A 15,816-nucleotide genomic window follows, 5' to 3' on the forward strand; every position below is an offset into this window, starting at 1 on the left:
CATGAAAGCATCTTTTGTCTCATCATCGGCGATGCAGAATGTTTTGCGGCTCACCATCAGCCAGTCCCAAAACAAGCTGCAGCAGGCCTCGACAGAAGCGACCACGGGAACCTACGCCGATATCGGCGTATCCCTCGGCGCCGGCGCTGCAAAGTCGATCAATCTCACCAGCGCCATCGCCCAGGCCGCCTCGTTCAAGACGAGCAATGCCGTCGTCGAATTGCGCATGGACGCGTCGCAAACCGCCCTTTCGAGCCTCAAGGATGCCGGGGACAGCCTGGTCTCGAATTTGACCGCGCTCCAGGCGAGCCAGGATACGACGAGCATCGCCGTTGCCCTGCAGACGGCAAGCGCCACGATTTCGCAGCTGGTCTCGACGGCAAACACGTCAGTCAATGGCGAGTTCCTGTTCGGCGGAACGAACCTCGACAGCCAGCCTCTGACCGATCAATCCTCGGCGGTCTCGGCTACAATCGTTTCGGCTCTGAACGATTATGTAACCGGTCTCGGAAAAGACGTCAGCGAATTGACGGGCGAAGAAATCGGCAGCTTCATCACCGACACGGTCGAGCCGATGTTCTCCGAGAGCGCCTGGACGGACGCTTCCGAAGGCTGGTCGGCCGCTTCCAGCACCGACATGACGAGCCGGATCAGCGGATCGGAAACCATCACCTCGTCGGCCAGCGCCAATTCCGAAGGCATGCGTTATCTCGCGCTCGCCTCCGTCGTCGTCTCTGCCCTCTTCGGCCAGGATCTCAGCTCCGACGCGCAGAGCACCGTCGCATCCAAGGCGATCGCCTATGCGGCGCAGGCGACCTCCGGGATCGTGACGCAGCAAAGCGAACTCGGCCTCGCCCAGGAACGGCTCGAAAAGGCAAATGACGCGCTCGACGCTCAATCCACTCTGCTTCAGGGAAACCTCGTCGATCTCCAGGGCGTGGATACCTATGAGGCCTCGACGCTCGTCAACCAGCTGCAGACGCAATTGGAAACGGCCTACACGCTCGTTTCGAAACTCCAGAGCCTGAGCCTGGTCAACTATCTCTGACGGATTGAAAAATGCGGGAATTCAAGCAGTTGCAGATACCGGCCTTGGCGAAGGAGCCCAACACGACCTGTTCCGAAATCGTGGCGGAGGCGGCCTTCGCGCTTGCCTCCGGCATCATCGATACGATCCCCTTCGTCGGCAGCAAACTCGACGAGCAACAGACGCGGGCATGGCCGCGATCGGGTGTCTTCACGGATGACGGCGTCGAGATGACCGCTACGCCCCCTGAAATATTCGAGCTTTGCGAGTTGCTGGCAGCCCACATCGAGAAAGGCACCTCATTCGACGTTTTCGAGGTTTTCCACAAGATTGCACGCATCGACCGGCTGATCGACTGGCGCCACGGCGCTGTGCTGTCACCCGAGCCCCATCCGGTAACGCATTGACAGAAGACGCAAAATGTCTTCCCAATGGCGGCGCGTTCACGGCCGCGCCGCCAGCAAGCATGGCATAGGCTGGTCTTGCATAGGGCTTGTCCGTTGCGGCAGTCTGGACTTTCCCATAGGGGAGACTGAGGACGATTGCCGAAGGTCTGCCGGCAATGGTCTTTCAGAGACCGAGTGTGTTCTTGATGTCGAAGCCGCGCGCGAAGCTACCCTTCTCCGAAGAGACCTTGCAGTCCATGCTGATCCGCGTGCTTCGCCCGCTGGTCAAGCTCGCACTCGCCTCCGGCTTCAACTTCATCTCGTTTTCGACCGTTCTTCGCCGCCTCTATATCGAGGTCGCAGAGAAGGAATTCGCGCTGCCGAACAAGAACCAGACGGATAGCCGCATCTCGCTTCTGACCGGCATTCACCGCAAGGACGTCAACCGGCTGCGCGGTCAGGTGCTTGCGGCATCCTTCCTGACCACCGGCGTTTCGCAGACGAGCCGCATTCTCGCCAGATGGCTTGCCGATCCGTTTTATTGCGATGCGGAGGATCGGCCGAGTGCCCTGCCCCGCACCTCCAGCGACGGCGGTCCGTCATTCGAGAGCCTGGTGAGTGACATCACCAAGGATGTCCACCCCCGCTCCATCCTGGACGACTGGCTGGATAAAGGCATCGTCGTTCTCGATCAGAACGGCTGGATCCAGCTCGACCTCTCATCGATAGTCCCCAATGCCGGTGACGAAGCCCGTCGGCATTATTTTACCCGCAACCTCCGTGACCATGTGCAGGCGTCGGTCATGAACCTGATGAACGAGCCTCCTCCCAACTTCGAACGCGCGGTCCATTATGACGGGATATCACCTGTTCTGGCCGCCCGGCTCGACGAGATCGCGCGTGCGGAAGGAATGGCGTTGCTCCTGAAGCTCAACAAGATTGCCCATCAGGCCATCAAGGACGACCCCGGCGGCAACAGCCGCTGGATCGCTGGGCTCTATGTCATGACCGAGGAGGGCGAGGCCGATCTTAAGGCAGACGCCGCATCCAAGACGGAGACGGACGAATGACCCCGTCTGCGCTCTCGAGAAGGCAATTTCTGTTGGCCGGAATAGCGCTTCAGGTTCTGGGGCCTAAGATTGCCGCCGCGCAGCCGACAGGCACCAGCGATCATGGCATCGGCGGGTCCGGACATTCCATCCAGGGCGGCGGGGAGAACGAAGATCACGGGATCGGCGGAACGGGCATCGTTGGAACCATCCAGGGTTTTGGAAGCATCATCGTCAACAACATCCACATACCGTTCAGTGCGACGACACCGATCGAAATCGATGGCCGACGCGTTCGTGCGAGCGCGATGAAGGTCGGTCATGTCGCCCGGGTGCTGCTGACGGGCAAGCTTGCCGCCCGCATCACGATCGCCAGCGAAGTCCAGGGCCGCATCGACCGGATAAACAAGACTGGCATGACCGTACTGGGGCAAACGATCGACACGACGGGTGTCGCGACCAAGGGCCTGCGCAAGGGCAAGCGGGTCGCCGTGTTCGGCATCCGCAAACCTGACGGTACGATCATTGCCCGGCGCATCGAGCCCCGCTCCGTTTCCGAAGGCGCCCATGTTCGAGGCATCCCCGTCAAGAGCAGCAATCGCGTCCTGATCGGCGGCCTTTCGCTTGGAAGGACGCATGGATACCTGGCCGGCAAGCAAACGCTCGTGCGTCTCAAGGCCGTCGCCGATCGATTGATCATCACGCGCATTCAGGCTGAACCCCTGGTCCCGGGCTTGAAAAACGGCATCGTCAACGTCGAGACCTTCCGGCCGACGGATAAGGACGGGCCGGGGGCGGGCCCCAGAGGGTCGACGCCTTTCGGCTCGATGCCGCCCTCTCCTGATGGTCATGGCTTCGTCGATATCGGCGTGCGGGACTCAAGCAGAATGACCGGCTTTCCCGACGGGCGCATTCCGGACGACTTCGGTTCGCGACGTCCAGGTGGCCCTTCGGATCGACCGCCGCCCGATCGTTCGCCCTTCGGCAGAGGCGGGCCGGACCGAGATTTTTCCGCTCCGGATAGAGCGGGGCCGCCACCGCAGGACGGCCCGCCGCCTGGGCCGCCGCCACCGGGTCCGGGTCCGGGTCCGGGTCCGCGCTGAAAACGCTGTCGCCGCATGTTGACAAATGGGAAATTTTCCCATTTATTGTTCATGCGAATTCTGCTTCGGGTGATTCCAGGGAGGGTTTGCCGATTGGCTAACGGGTCCGCCCCACACCCGCTAGCCAATCGTTTGATTTTCAATCGTTCTGAGACTGTCAAACCCATGTTCCTGAGTCATCGCAGGAATGGCCCATCCGGTAGGCTGGATGGCGCCATCCGAACCAAACCGTCATCGCCCAAGAGGAATCAGGAATTGTTTTTGCTGGAACGCGAACCGGATATGTCGGTGGAGATGGACGAACCGACCATCGTTGCAACCTGGGAAAACCGCGCTCAAATCATCGAAATCATGAGCAGCGCGCACCAGACGAGCCAACAATTTCAACAGCTTTGGCAGAGCAGCGGCGGAACGGGCCGGCTCAGTCAAGATGATACGGATAAGTTGGTCGAGCTGCTGCGAAAGATCGGCGACCTGAATGAAACTCTCATGCGATTGGCCTGAACGGCGTTTAACGCGCGACAATCGACCCAATCAGAAGCCAACCGCTTGACACTCTCCCGCGGAGCTTCGACACCAGGAGAAAGCACGGCAGGTTGCGAGTGCGTACCCATTCGAGAGCCTGCTCGACAATGTCGGCTATCGAGCGGTTTTCACGGCGGGCAAGCCGGTGAGCAAGATCACGCGCTTTTGCGCTTCGTACGGAAAGCGGAGGTTCAGCCATGCCGATCTCCTTTGCGATGAATGTAATGTCGCCTTGAGCCGTCACGATGGCTGGCGATGGTTTGGCACCAGGGCTTAAACCTATCAACCCAATTTTGGACGGTTGCCCCAGACCTGAAAGAGCTGGCTAAAACCCCGACATCAAAAGAATTAACCATATTTCAGTATTCTTGCCAAATAATGCCGTACGTAGATCAGGCCTCTCGAAGTAGAGAAGCCAAAAGTTATTTGGAGACAGTCTTGGCATTCACCATTGCTCGCAGTCTGGTGGCGTTCGGCGTCGCCGTTTCAGTAGGCCTTTTCATGTCGATCGGATTGCAGCAATCGGCGCTTGAACGGCTGAAAGTCAACGGGCCGGTTTATGAGCAGGTCGTCTACGGCAAGGATTTGATCGCCGATATTCTGCCGCCGCCGCTATTTGTGGTCGAATCCTACATGCTCTCCTTCGAGGCGAGCAAATTTCCCGAACTCACAGATACCAATCTTGCCAAGATCGCCAATCTCAAGGCCGCTTATGACGACCGCCGCGCCTATTGGAAAACCACCCGGCTGCCGCAAACTTTAAAGGACGAGCTTGAAAACGATGTCATCGCCAAGGGCGATGCATTCTGGGGGGTGATGAACCACGAGATCATCCCCGCCTTAAATGCCAAGGATGAAGACAAGGCGCATGGTGCGATCGAACAACTGCGCGTCGCCTTTCATTCGCACCAGGACGCGGTCGAGAAACTCGTTGCCAATTCCGACACCTTCCTGAAGGGCGAGGAGCGCAATGCCGCCTCGGAAATCGTGACCTGGACGATCTATGCGGGTGCTGCAGGCTTCGGATCGTTCGCGCTGCTGCTGGTGGGGCTTTATCTCCTGCGACGCCGGGCGATCGTGCCGCTTGATGGCATGAAGGCCTATATGGGCAATCTTGCCGAAGGCGATTTTTCGACCGAAGTTCCCTATGCCAACCGGTCAGACGAGATCGGCGCCATGTCCAAGGCCGTCGCGGTATTCCGCCGCAACGCACTTGAGCGGCAGGACGCACAGAAGCGTGAGACCGCACTTCGCGATGCGGAATTCGAGCGTGAACGCAGCCAGCTGGCCGAAAAAGCCGCCGAGGAACAGATCCGCGAAGCGGTGATCGATCAGCTGACATATGGACTGGAACAGCTATCGACCGGCAATCTCGATTGCCGGATCAAGACACCCTTCGCCGCTGCCTACGAGACTTTGCGCGCGAAGTTCAACGACAGTATGGACGCGCTTTGCGCTTCGATGGCGGAGATCGCCCAGACCTCCAAACAAGTGGGCAGCTCCTCGGCCGGCATCACCGATGCAGCCGACAGTCTTGCGTCGCGCACGGAACAGCAGGCCGCGATGCTCGAAGAGGCGACAGCCGCGCTCGATGAAATGAATATTAAGGCCAAAGACGCCTCCGACCATGCCGGCAGGGCGACAGGCATGATGGCCGAGACCCGCACCAGCGCCGAACATTCGGCAGCCGTCGTTCGCGAAGCCATCGCCGCCATGGAAAGGATCGAAGGCTCGTCCTCCCAGATTCGCGCCATCGTCAATGTCATCGATGAAATCGCCTTCCAGACCAATCTTCTGGCGCTCAATGCCGGGGTTGAAGCAGCGCGCGCCGGCGAAGCAGGCAAAGGTTTTGCCGTCGTCGCACAAGAAGTGCGTGAACTTGCCATGCGCTCGGCCAACGCCGCCAAGGAGATCAGAGCTCTGATCTCCACCTCCTCCGCCCAGGTCTCCACCGGCGTGGACCTCGTCAACCGCACCGGCAAGGCGCTCCTGGAAATCGAAGGGCAGGTCGAGCAGGTTGCCGGCCTGATCGCCCGCATCGTTTCGGTGTCCTCCGAACAGGTGGTGGCGATCGGCGAGATCAACGCCTCCGTCAACGCGCTCGATCAGGTAACCCAGCGCAACGCAGCCATGGCCGTCGAAACCGCCTCGGCCTGCCGGGCGCTCGGCAGCCAGACGCAAACATTGGAAGGGGTCGTCAGCCGCTTTCAGATCGATGCGGGAGCCAGCGGCTCAAGACCGCGAAAGGCTGCCTGACGCGCCGTCGATCTTCCTACCGCTTCACAGGCGAACCTTATTGGGTTTGCATCGTTTCAAGGCAATGGAAAATCACAATGAGGCGGAGCGATTGCTTGCGCCAAGAGGTCGCTGATGCCAGCCTCCGCCAGCGCGAAACACCTGACGTCCATCGAACTTGAAAGAATTCGGCGCGCGGTCGGCATAGCGCGCCTGATGGATACCGCGGTCAGATTGCCTGTCATCGGCGTGCGTATCGGCGCGGACTCAATTCTCGGCCTCATCCCCGCCGTCGGCGACATTGCCGGATCCCTTATCGGTCTTTTCATCATCGATGAGGCAAGACGCCTCGGTGTTCCCACCCACAAACTCGCCCGCATGGCCGTCAATCTCGGGATCGACGCCGCCGGCGGAACGGTTCCCCTCCTCGGCGATCTCTTCGACGTCTATTTCAAGTCCCATCGTCGAAACGTCGGCATCATTCTCGACCACTTTGGGATCAGCGAAGACGAGTTGAACCGGCGCATCTGACGAAGCCGATCGCTTCGCCGGTTTGGATCACGTCCGAGTGACCTTCCCCGTCAGAAACGCCAAAGCCGCCGCGCCGACGAGGCCCGAGTTCTGATCCAATGCCGCCAGCACTACTTTGACATCCTTGAATGCCGGCATTGCCCATTGCGTGATGTAGGCTTGAATGCCCGGTTGCAGCCGGTCGAACTCGTGGGAAAGCCCGCCTCCCATCACGATGATATCGGGACTGAAGATATGGATCAGGCTTGTGAAGCCGCGACCGAGAATTTCCGCTTCCTCGTCAATCAGTTGATTTGCGAGACGATCGCCATTTCTTGCCGCCGCAAAAACGCTGCGGCTGTCGATGGCGCCGCCATCGCTGCCGATTGTCGTCCCGCTGGATTCCATCGCCCTCATTTGGGCGCGGCGCGCAAAAGCCGTTCCGGATCCGTAGGCCTCGAAACAACCCCCGTTGCCGCAGGGGCAAGGCTCTCCGTTCGGCACGACCGACATGTGCCCGACATGGGCTGCCATGCCCTTTCGGCCGCGCACGACGCGACCATCAGACACAACGCCACCGCCAATGCCGGTGCTCACCGTGACATAGACCAAATTATCGAGCCCCTTCCCGGCTCCGAACTGCCACTCGCCGATGGCAGCGGCAATCGCATCGTTCTCGAGGTCGACCGGAAACGGAAACCGCTTCTGCAACTCCGCCTTCAGCGGAAAGTCGACAAAGCCGGAGAGGGTCGGGATATTCGAGGCGACACCGGCGACCGTATCGAGCGGGCCCGGAGCGGATACGCCGACGCCCACCACCGAGGCAGGGTTCGATGCTGCAAGCAGTCCATCGGTCAGGCCGCAGATTTGGGCGAGCACGCGGTCGGGGCCTGCCAGCGCATCCGTCGGTTCGGCTGCACGGGCAAGAATCCTGCCCTGCTCGTCGACAAGGGCAGCGCGTACCTGCGTCCCACCGAGGTCGATTCCAATGGCAATCTGCTGCATGTGAAAACCATGAGTTAGAGCAATTCCAGGAAAAGTGCGAAGCGGTTTTCCGTCCGGAATTGCGTAAAAACAAAAGGATAGAGCGGTTCTGCGCCTCCGTTAAAAGCTGAACCGCTCTAGAGTGCGCGCAGCCATGCCATCCGCTCGTCGAGCGACGGCGCATTGAAAGCCAGGGAGCCGAGGACGACCGTTTCAGCACCCGACTGGCGCAGAAGAGGCACGGTGTGCTCGCGAATACCGCCGTCGGCGGCAAGCACGATCCGATGCGCCGCACCGCAGCCGGCGATGATCTGCTTGGCCTGCTGAAGCCGAGCGCCGGCCTTCTCGTCGAGGCCCTGTCCCTTCACGCCGATCGCCGTGCCGAGCAGCGTCACAAAGCTCAGCCGGGAAGCGTATTTCTCGACGCGTTCGACAGGGGTATCGACCTTCAGCACCATGCCGGCTGCGACGCCGCGGCGCTCGAGAAGATCGAGAGCCTCAGCGGCGACACTGTCGTTTTCAACATGGAGACTGATCAGATCGCTGCCCGCATCGGCGAACTGCTCGATCTGCGACAGCAGGATACTGTCGGCGACCATCAGGTGAACATGGATCGGGCGCGAGGAAACTTTGCGCACACCGGCAACAAGATCAGGGAAAAACAACATTGCCGGCGCGAAATGGCCATCGGCGACATCGATGTGGAGGATGTCGACGTGAGCATCGACACGCGCCAGATCATCCGCGAGACGCACGAGATCGGCCGACCAGACGGAGAATTCGGCAATCAGACGATCCTTCGGAAGATCAGCGATCCAGGACTTGGAGGGGGTTGTCATTGTTTCAGAGCTCCTTCAGAAAATTGCCCATGGCAAGCCGGAAGTCGGCGACGTATTGCGCACGGCTCTCGGTCTTCGATGTGATCTGCACCAAACGCGCGCCGGCAATCCGCTCGGCAAGAGCATGCGCATGGCCAAGAGGATGAATGCTGTCCCGATCATGGCCGATAACCAGCGTCGGTACGGTGAGATTGCCGACGTCCTCGTCGGTCACATCAGGACCGTCATTGGAAATCCTGGTGAGCAGTTCGGCGGTCACATCCAAAGGCGTGCGGGAGAAAAAGCCGGCAAGCGAGGCCAGATTGTCCGGCGCCTCGGCGGCGAGCCGCACGCCAACCGGCCCGGCCAGGAACGTGGTCTTTGCCTCGCCCAGTGGCAGAGTTTTCAAAAGCCGCCCGACTTCGGCATTGGGTGCCATATTCTCCGGCGCGGATGCCGTCAGCCAAGCCGGCCTTGCGATGATCAGAGCCTTGACAAGATCGGGCCGCTTGACCGCGAGCCGCAAGGCGATCGCAGCACCCATCGAGATGCCGCCGATGACAATCGGCGGCGTAAGGTTCTGCTCGATATAAGCTGCGATATCATCGCAGAAGGTCGCGATCGACAACTGCTCCAGATTGCCGGCCCGGGAATGGCCGTGGCCACGCGCTTCGATCGTAACCCGGCGAAACCCCACTTCGACCGGAAAGACTTCATCGGTCTGCGCCGCGTCTCCGCATAGGCCGTGCTGGAATATGACAGACGCGCCTTCGCCCGCCATATCGACATTGAGAATGGTTCCGTCGCTGGTTTCGAACGGTTCGGCCCGTCTCATCTTCCTGTCCCCGCGGGTTCCCCGTCGAGGTTAGTCTTCAGGAAAGCCGCCGCACCGGCCGCCTCCGAAGCCGAAAGGCCATGCGTGACAAGACTGCCCTCAAAGCCGATCGCCTTGAGACGGCCGAGATAATGCGCGTAGTCGAGGACACCCTTGCCGGCAGTCGCGAAACTACCGTCCGGATTGCGATCTTTCGCATGCGCCATGACGATCCGATCAGCCAGAAGGTCAATGGCGGAAGAGACAATGTTCCGCTGCTCATCGAGCGTCGTGACCTCGAAGAGATTGGCCGGATCGAGCACGATCTTGACGCGGGGGCTCTTCAGCGCCGTGATCAGCCGATACGCCTTCTCAGCCGAGTTGACGACATTGGCAAGCTCGGGCTCGATGCCAAGATCCACATCGTAGCGCTCGGCAATCTCGACGGCCGCCCCCATCGCCTCGAGGAGATCCTGCCAGGCCGCCGGCGTGTCGTTGTCAGCATGGGCCTTCCACTGGTCGATGGGATCGCGTGTGCCGGTGCAGAGCGTAATCAGCGCCGTCGACATGCTGGTGCTGCGCTCGGCCAGAGTCGCCAGGTTGCGAAGGCCGGCCTCGCGCACGGCGGGGTCCGGATGGATCATGTTGAAAGTGCCGGAAACGGCAACGATCTCGACGCCGCTCTCGCGCGCCGCTTCAGCAACCGAGCGGGCCTGGGCTTCCGTAATGATCTCCGGCATCGGGAAAAGGCCCGAGCAGGCCATATTGTATTGTGCGCAGCTGAACCCGGCTGCGGCGACCGCATTGAGAACGGTCAAGGGTTCCGTTCCCTCGAAGGTCTTTGCGAAGATGCCGAGCTTCATCACACGCCACCCGTGACGTCGGCCAGCGCAACCGCCTTGCCGCTTTCGACGGAGCGCGCGACGGCGACCATGGCCCGGACGGATGCCAGGCCATCATCGATGTCGGCGCCTTCCATCACGGCGCCATCCAGAATGGTGCGGGCGAAGCCTTCGATCTGACGGCGGTAGAAATGGCCGTCGGCACCGAGAACGCGATGGGTGGCGCCGTCCGCTTCCCGGAAAATGTCGACCTCGCTGGTCTTGTAGTACCATGGGTTATAGGTCTTGCCCAAAATGCTGCCGTTCTTGCCATAGATCTGGAAGCCTTCGTGCCAATCCATGCGCACCTGAACGGTGAGATCGAGATGGCCGAGCGTGCCGGAGGCAAATTCCACGTCCACGAACCAGCACCAGATACCGGCTCGCTCGGACAGACGAGCGTTGACCGAAACGATGTCGCCGGCGAAATAACGTGCCGTGTCGATCAGATGGCAACCGTGCGCAAGCATATAGTAGCGCCGCAGGTCGGCTTTCGGATTGGCGGAGGGCTTCTTCGCATTGGCGCTGGTGACGATCAGCGGCTGGACCGCATCGGTCATCGGATAGCGGTGCGTGCTGTCGCAATACCATGCTTTGAGAGCGACCATCTCGCCCATTTCATCGCGGATGAAGGATTTGGCAGCTTGGAGCCCCGCGTCGAAACGCTTCATATGCCCGACCTGAAACACCTTTCCCGACGTGTCGACCACAGCCTTCAGTTCGAGGCATTCCTCGATAGTGACACCGACGGGTTTTTCGCACAGGACATGTTTGCCCGCCTGAAGGGCGCGAAGGGAAGCCGGGACGTGAAAAGCGTCGGCGGTCGCGATAATCACGGCATCGAGGTCGGGATCGGCCAGCATCTTGTCGTAATCGTCATAGGTTTTTTCCGCCCCATGGGTGATTGCCATACGTTCGCGGAGATCTTCGGCAACGTCGCAAATCGCATAGAGGTCGGCATTAGCTGCCTTCGTGCAGCTTTCGAAGTGCGCGGCCTGGGCAATCTGGCCCGCTCCCAATACGCCGATGCGGAGACGTCGTTCCTGTTTTGCTGGCATCGATAAGCCCTTTAAGTCGGATACTGAAGATGAACGCTGGTTTCGGCGTTGGGTGGAATGCTTTCAAGACATCAAACGTCGCCGACGGCTTCTGGCCGGGCCGCGACCGGCGCCTGCCGGCTTTCCCTCGTCACGTCACAGCGCCATATGCGTTTGAGGATGGAAAAAGTGCAGTTTCGCCGGGTCGATGGCCAAATCGATCGATTGGCCTGTCTCGACCGCGCTGACGGCTTCGAACCGTGCGACCGCGTTGGCGGCCCCGCTCAGGTCCTCGACGGCATCGGGGTCGCCTGAGTCGATCCGGACCGCGTCGATCTTCAAATGCACGATCAGTTCGGACCCAAGCTCCTCGATCGACTTCACGACAACCGGGATCGTCGGATGGGAGGCTCCAGACGGCAACCGGCTGTCGTAGAGGTCCTCGGGCCTGACCCCAAAGATCACGTCCTTTCCCTCGAAAGCGGATAGACCGGGAGCACGCTCGAAGGCGCCGCCGGACAAGGGAATGGAGAAGCCCGGCAGATGGATCCGTCCACTCGCCAGACGCCCTTCGAAAAGGTTCATCGACGGCGAACCGATAAAGCCGGCGACAAACGCATTGACCGGGCGGTGATACAAAGCCTTGGGCGTATCCACCTGCTGAAGCACGCCGCCCTTCAGCACCGCGACCCGATCGCCCATGGTCAGCGCTTCGGTCTGGTCGTGCGTGACGTAGATCGTCGTCACGCCCAACTGTCTCTGCAGGCTTGCGATCTCTGCCCGCATCTGAACACGCAGCTTCGCATCGAGGTTCGAGAGCGGTTCGTCCATGAGGAATGCCGCGGGCTCGCGGACCATGGCGCGGCCCATCGCAACGCGCTGGCGCTGGCCGCCGGAGAGCTGTGCGGGCTTGTTGCCCAGCAAGGGCTCCAGCTGCAGGATCTTGGCGATCTCGTGCACGCGCTTGCTGCGTTCGGCCTTGTTCTTTCCGGCCAGCTTCATTGAAAAGGCGATGTTGTCAAAGACGGTCATGTGCGGATAAAGCGCATAGCTCTGGAAGACCATGGCAATGTCCCGGTCCTTAGGCGCGAGATCCACGACGTCCTGACCGCCGATGCTCAATGTTCCGCTGCTGATTTCCTCGAGCCCGGCAATCATGCGCAGAGCGGTCGATTTTCCGCATCCGGACGGCCCGACCAGAATCAGAAACTCGCCATCATGGATCGTCAGGCTCAGATCCTTGATCGCATGGTAGCTGTTTCCATAGGTCTTGCAGATTTTGTCGAGTACAACCACAGCCACGTCTCGTCCTCCCGTACCAGTCCGGAGCATATCTTCAGACGGCGCTCCCCACCGTCTCCGATCCTTTTGACAAGAAAGCTCAGGCCTGAGCTTCAAAGTCAACCAAAGAATTGAGGATAGTTCGCCGCAGATTGCCAGCCGTTCCAATATCTATTTGAAAAATATCGATCTTTTACAAGAAATTAAAAATAAACTGCGGAATTATATTTTTTATCGCGCGTAACTTTTGTGATCGAAGTTGCCGCTATTGAGAGATCGCTCAAAGCGATTCAATGCCAAGTCGGCCTTGAGGCTCTGCTCGGGCAGTCGACCGGTGCTGGCACCCATCGCCGCCCGCGCTCATTTTTGGCATCCCGGCATCGGCATCGGCATCGGCACAGGCGCATTCTCCGCCGCCATCCATGCCAGGCACATCAGGTGATCTGGCAGGCCTCGGCGTCCTCCCCGTGCGGTCACGGAAATGGCGGCAGCCGCCGTGGCATAGGCAGTGCAATCAAGCGGGCTCTTACCCCTCGCGAGGGCAAGAGCGTAGGCACCGTGAAAGCAATCACCGGCGCCGGTCGTGTCGACCGCCTGAACCTGGTAGGCTGGCAAATGCCAGCGGATGGCATCGCCTTTCTGGCGGAGGTAGGTCCCTCGCTCGCCATCGGTCAGGACAACCGCGGACCGATCCCCGGACCAGAGTTTGTCCAGGATCATCGTGGGATCACCCTCGCCGGTGTACTCCCGCCCGAAGGCAAGCGGCAGCACCAGATGATCGGCAAAAGCCAGGATCCGGTCGGTCGCGGCGCCCACCGTCCATTCAATATCGGCAATCACGGCCAGACCCAGGGCGCGTGCGCGCGCCACGACACTTTCGGAGTGCGTGGCATAGCCGTCGATCAGCAGTACCGGGGCCTGCATCAGAACGTCGTCGGGCAGCGCATCCGACGTGCCGTGCAGCACATCGTCGTCATAAGCGATGAACCGGTCGCCGTCGGGACCAACCGTGATCACGGAGCGGATCGGCGCGGCATCCGCGTGGCGGGGAGCCAGCGATATGTCGACACCGTCCCGCTCGAGCTCGCTGCCCGCCACGTCGGCCGTTGGCTCATCACCGAGCCAGCCGATGAAGCCGGCCTGCCCGCCGAGCCGGGCGACGGCAACAAGGGCCGTCGCCACGTTGCCGCCATGGTCCGTGGTGCGCTTCGTCACTTTCCCCTTGCCGGCCGTCAGCCCCCGATCGACATAAATGATGTCATCGATTGCCAGAGCGCCGAAGCCCAGAACCTGGAAAGGGCGCGACACGTCTCAAGCACCGGCCGCCGCCAGCGCATCCTCAGGCGCCATCCCGTTGTGAATGACGAACTTGAAGGCGCGCGCGGCCATGGTGGTATCGCCGTGACCCCAAAGATTGCGACCGACGACCGCGCCTTTGGCTCCAGCGCGCAATGCTTCCGAGGTCTGGACGAGCGCTCCGAGCAGCGTATCGGTCTTCGGGCCGCCTGCGATCACGACCGGGATCGGGCAAGTCGCAACGGTCTCGCGGAAGGACTCGAAATCGCCGGTGTAGCCGACCTTGATCACGTCGACGCCGGCCTCGAAGCCGATGCGCACCGCATAGGCAATCTCATCCGGGGTGAACACGATCTTGCCGCCGTCGGAGAAATCGCGGGGATAGACATGGGCAACGACCGGCATTTCGAAGCGGGCGGCGGCGTTGACCGTATCGGTGAGCCAGCGGATATACTCTCCTTCGGTGGCGCCGCGCACGGGAATGGCGACAGCCAGAGCGTCCGCACCATAACGCACCGCGTCTTCCGGGGTCGCGATGAGCTGACGAATACGGTCGTCGGCGGTGAAGCAACCGCCCTGGATGACCAGCGCTGCCTTTCCGGCATATTCCGACCAGAGGTGGCGCGCCGCGCCGGGCTGAATGCTGATGTAGTCGGGGCCTCCCGCCATGACGCGTCTGAGCGCACCCGGCAGGTCGGCAAGCCCGCCCTCACGCACATTGCCATAACCGACAAAATGATCGACGGCGCCGCCGAACAGATGCCCCGACGGGTTCGAGAACAGGCGTGCGAGGCGGACTTTGGTTCCGAGACCCATGGCGATACTTCCTTTGTGATTGCCGGCTTTGCGATTGCTGGCGCCGATGCTGGGGAAACCCTAACTCGAAAACAAACAAATATTCAATATTTCGATTTCTTTCGTTTTTACATGGATGATGAATTTTTGACGTGCATTTTCGTCATCATGCGGCTATTTTTGTAGCAAGAGCCGTAGGATAAGGCGGTGAACTTTCGTTTTTCAAAAGCCATATGATCGCAAAGGGCGACAGGTCGGGATCACATATGCTTGCAGAACAGAGGCGGCAGCAGATCATGCTGGAACTTCAACGGGTCGGCCAGGCACGCACCCGCCAGCTCGCGGAATTCTTCGAGGTATCGGAAGTGACGATCCGCTCCGATCTCGAAATCATGGACGCCAAAAAGCAGTTGATCAAAACGCATGGCGGGGCAATCGCCCTGCCGTCCGACTCTCCGGCAGCGGCCTTCGAGGAACGCATGCAACGCAATTTCGATGCGAAGCGACGCATCGCCCAGATGGCTGCGCGACAGATCATCGATAACCAGTCGATCGTCTTCGACAGCGGTTCGACGCTGTTGCAGGTGGCCATGCAGATGCCACCGGTCAACAACGTCGTGGTTGCGACGACGGCAATGAACATCGCCCAGCATCTGATGTACCGGCCAGGGCTCGACGTGCACATGATCGGCGGCCGCGTGTTTCCCAGCACCGTGAGCACGATCGTACAGGACTCCGACAAGGCGGTCGGCGGGCTCGTCGCCCACCAGGCCTTTGTCGGCGCCCACGCGATCGATCAGGCCTTCGATGTCGTCGATGTCTCCGAGGACGTGGCGCGGACCAAGCGCAACCTGGTTCGCATGGCCCGGCGTGTCGTCCTCGTGGCGGATTCGAGCAAATTTGACATCGGCGCCTCCTCCAAAGCCTTCTCGCTGTCACGCGTCGATCTGATCATCACGGATAGCAACATGCCGCACAGCATCCGTCACCGGTTGGACAAGCTGGGCGTGGAGGTTCGCTACGCGTGATCTGCAGTCCACCTGTCCATTTCAAAAGAGAGCCGGGAGAGGCTTTG

At 60.5% G+C, this 15,816-nt stretch carries 16 protein-coding genes and 1 pseudogene; 8 read left to right on the top strand and 9 right to left on the bottom strand.

Annotation, left to right across the window (positions count from 1 at the left end):
• The first annotated feature begins 1 nt into the window (after position 1).
• The 5 genes from HX899_RS06710 (at position 2) to HX899_RS06730 (ending at position 4,069) form a co-directional block, all read left to right on the top strand.
• A complete protein-coding gene (locus HX899_RS06710; protein ID WP_181291958.1) occupies positions 2-1,048 on the top strand; it encodes a flagellar hook-associated family protein in 1,047 nt (348 codons plus the stop codon).
• A gap of 11 nt (positions 1,049-1,059) precedes the next feature.
• Positions 1,060-1,434: a DnaT-like ssDNA-binding protein gene (locus tag HX899_RS06715; protein ID WP_138388896.1), complete on the top strand. Its 375-nt coding sequence runs from the start codon at positions 1,060-1,062 to the stop codon at positions 1,432-1,434.
• Between the two features lie 155 nt (positions 1,435-1,589).
• Complete coding sequence (locus HX899_RS06720) at positions 1,590-2,483, top strand: DUF6502 family protein (protein ID WP_181291959.1); 894 nt, start codon at positions 1,590-1,592, stop codon at positions 2,481-2,483.
• Entirely contained in the window at positions 2,480-3,565 is a 1,086-nt protein-coding gene (locus HX899_RS06725; protein ID WP_181291960.1) for a DUF5666 domain-containing protein, read from the top strand. Before HX899_RS06720 ends, HX899_RS06725 begins: the two co-directional genes overlap by 4 nt.
• A gap of 255 nt (positions 3,566-3,820) precedes the next feature.
• The gene (locus tag HX899_RS06730) at positions 3,821-4,069 is read left to right on the top strand and encodes a hypothetical protein (RefSeq protein ID WP_181291961.1); all 249 of its coding nucleotides are present in this window, start codon (positions 3,821-3,823) and stop codon (positions 4,067-4,069) included.
• 109 nt (positions 4,070-4,178) lie between these two features.
• Here HX899_RS06730 and HX899_RS06735 read toward each other — a convergent pair.
• Positions 4,179-4,289: pseudogene (locus HX899_RS06735) on the bottom strand (type II toxin-antitoxin system VapB family antitoxin); the annotation flags it as partial.
• 239 nt (positions 4,290-4,528) lie between these two features.
• Between HX899_RS06735 and HX899_RS06740 the strand changes: the two are divergent.
• The gene (locus HX899_RS06740; protein WP_181291962.1) at positions 4,529-6,346 is read left to right on the top strand and encodes a methyl-accepting chemotaxis protein; all 1,818 of its coding nucleotides are present in this window, start codon (positions 4,529-4,531) and stop codon (positions 6,344-6,346) included.
• A gap of 114 nt (positions 6,347-6,460) precedes the next feature.
• Positions 6,461-6,856 (top strand): DUF4112 domain-containing protein, encoded by a 396-nt coding sequence (locus HX899_RS06745; RefSeq protein WP_181291963.1) that lies wholly within the window; start codon positions 6,461-6,463, stop codon positions 6,854-6,856.
• 27 nt (positions 6,857-6,883) lie between these two features.
• Here the strand turns inward: HX899_RS06745 and HX899_RS06750 are convergent, their stop codons facing one another.
• The 8 genes from HX899_RS06750 to HX899_RS06785 form a co-directional block, all read right to left on the bottom strand.
• The gene (locus tag HX899_RS06750) at positions 6,884-7,840 is read right to left on the bottom strand and encodes an ROK family protein (protein WP_181291964.1); all 957 of its coding nucleotides are present in this window, start codon (positions 7,838-7,840) and stop codon (positions 6,884-6,886) included.
• Positions 7,841-7,956: 116 nt separating this feature from the next.
• Positions 7,957-8,658: a ribulose-phosphate 3-epimerase gene (locus HX899_RS06755; protein WP_181291965.1), complete on the bottom strand. Its 702-nt coding sequence runs from the start codon at positions 8,656-8,658 to the stop codon at positions 7,957-7,959.
• Between the two features lie 4 nt (positions 8,659-8,662).
• On the bottom strand, positions 8,663-9,472 hold the full coding sequence (locus tag HX899_RS06760; protein WP_181291966.1) for an alpha/beta fold hydrolase: 810 nt from the start codon (positions 9,470-9,472) through the stop codon (positions 8,663-8,665).
• A complete protein-coding gene (locus tag HX899_RS06765; protein WP_181291967.1) occupies positions 9,469-10,314 on the bottom strand; it encodes a sugar phosphate isomerase/epimerase in 846 nt (281 codons plus the stop codon). Before HX899_RS06765 ends, HX899_RS06760 begins: the two co-directional genes overlap by 4 nt.
• The gene (locus HX899_RS06770) at positions 10,314-11,390 is read right to left on the bottom strand and encodes a Gfo/Idh/MocA family protein (protein ID WP_181291968.1); all 1,077 of its coding nucleotides are present in this window, start codon (positions 11,388-11,390) and stop codon (positions 10,314-10,316) included. The genes HX899_RS06765 and HX899_RS06770 overlap by 1 nt, the downstream gene beginning before the upstream one ends.
• Before the next feature lie 135 nt (positions 11,391-11,525).
• Positions 11,526-12,671 (bottom strand): ABC transporter ATP-binding protein, encoded by a 1,146-nt coding sequence (locus HX899_RS06775; protein ID WP_138388885.1) that lies wholly within the window; start codon positions 12,669-12,671, stop codon positions 11,526-11,528.
• Positions 12,672-13,010: 339 nt separating this feature from the next.
• Positions 13,011-13,958: a PfkB family carbohydrate kinase gene (locus HX899_RS06780; protein WP_181291969.1), complete on the bottom strand. Its 948-nt coding sequence runs from the start codon at positions 13,956-13,958 to the stop codon at positions 13,011-13,013.
• 3 nt (positions 13,959-13,961) lie between these two features.
• Complete coding sequence (locus tag HX899_RS06785) at positions 13,962-14,762, bottom strand: class I fructose-bisphosphate aldolase (protein ID WP_017956604.1); 801 nt, start codon at positions 14,760-14,762, stop codon at positions 13,962-13,964.
• 245 nt (positions 14,763-15,007) lie between these two features.
• Here HX899_RS06785 and HX899_RS06790 point away from each other — a divergent pair, with 245 nt between their 5' ends.
• Positions 15,008-15,769: a DeoR/GlpR family DNA-binding transcription regulator gene (locus tag HX899_RS06790; protein WP_003550157.1), complete on the top strand. Its 762-nt coding sequence runs from the start codon at positions 15,008-15,010 to the stop codon at positions 15,767-15,769.
• Positions 15,770-15,816 lie beyond the last annotated feature (47 nt).

The sequence above is a fragment of the Rhizobium sp. WYCCWR 11146 genome, assembly GCF_013591995.1.
Taxonomy (GTDB): Bacteria; Pseudomonadota; Alphaproteobacteria; order Rhizobiales; family Rhizobiaceae; genus Rhizobium; species Rhizobium indicum.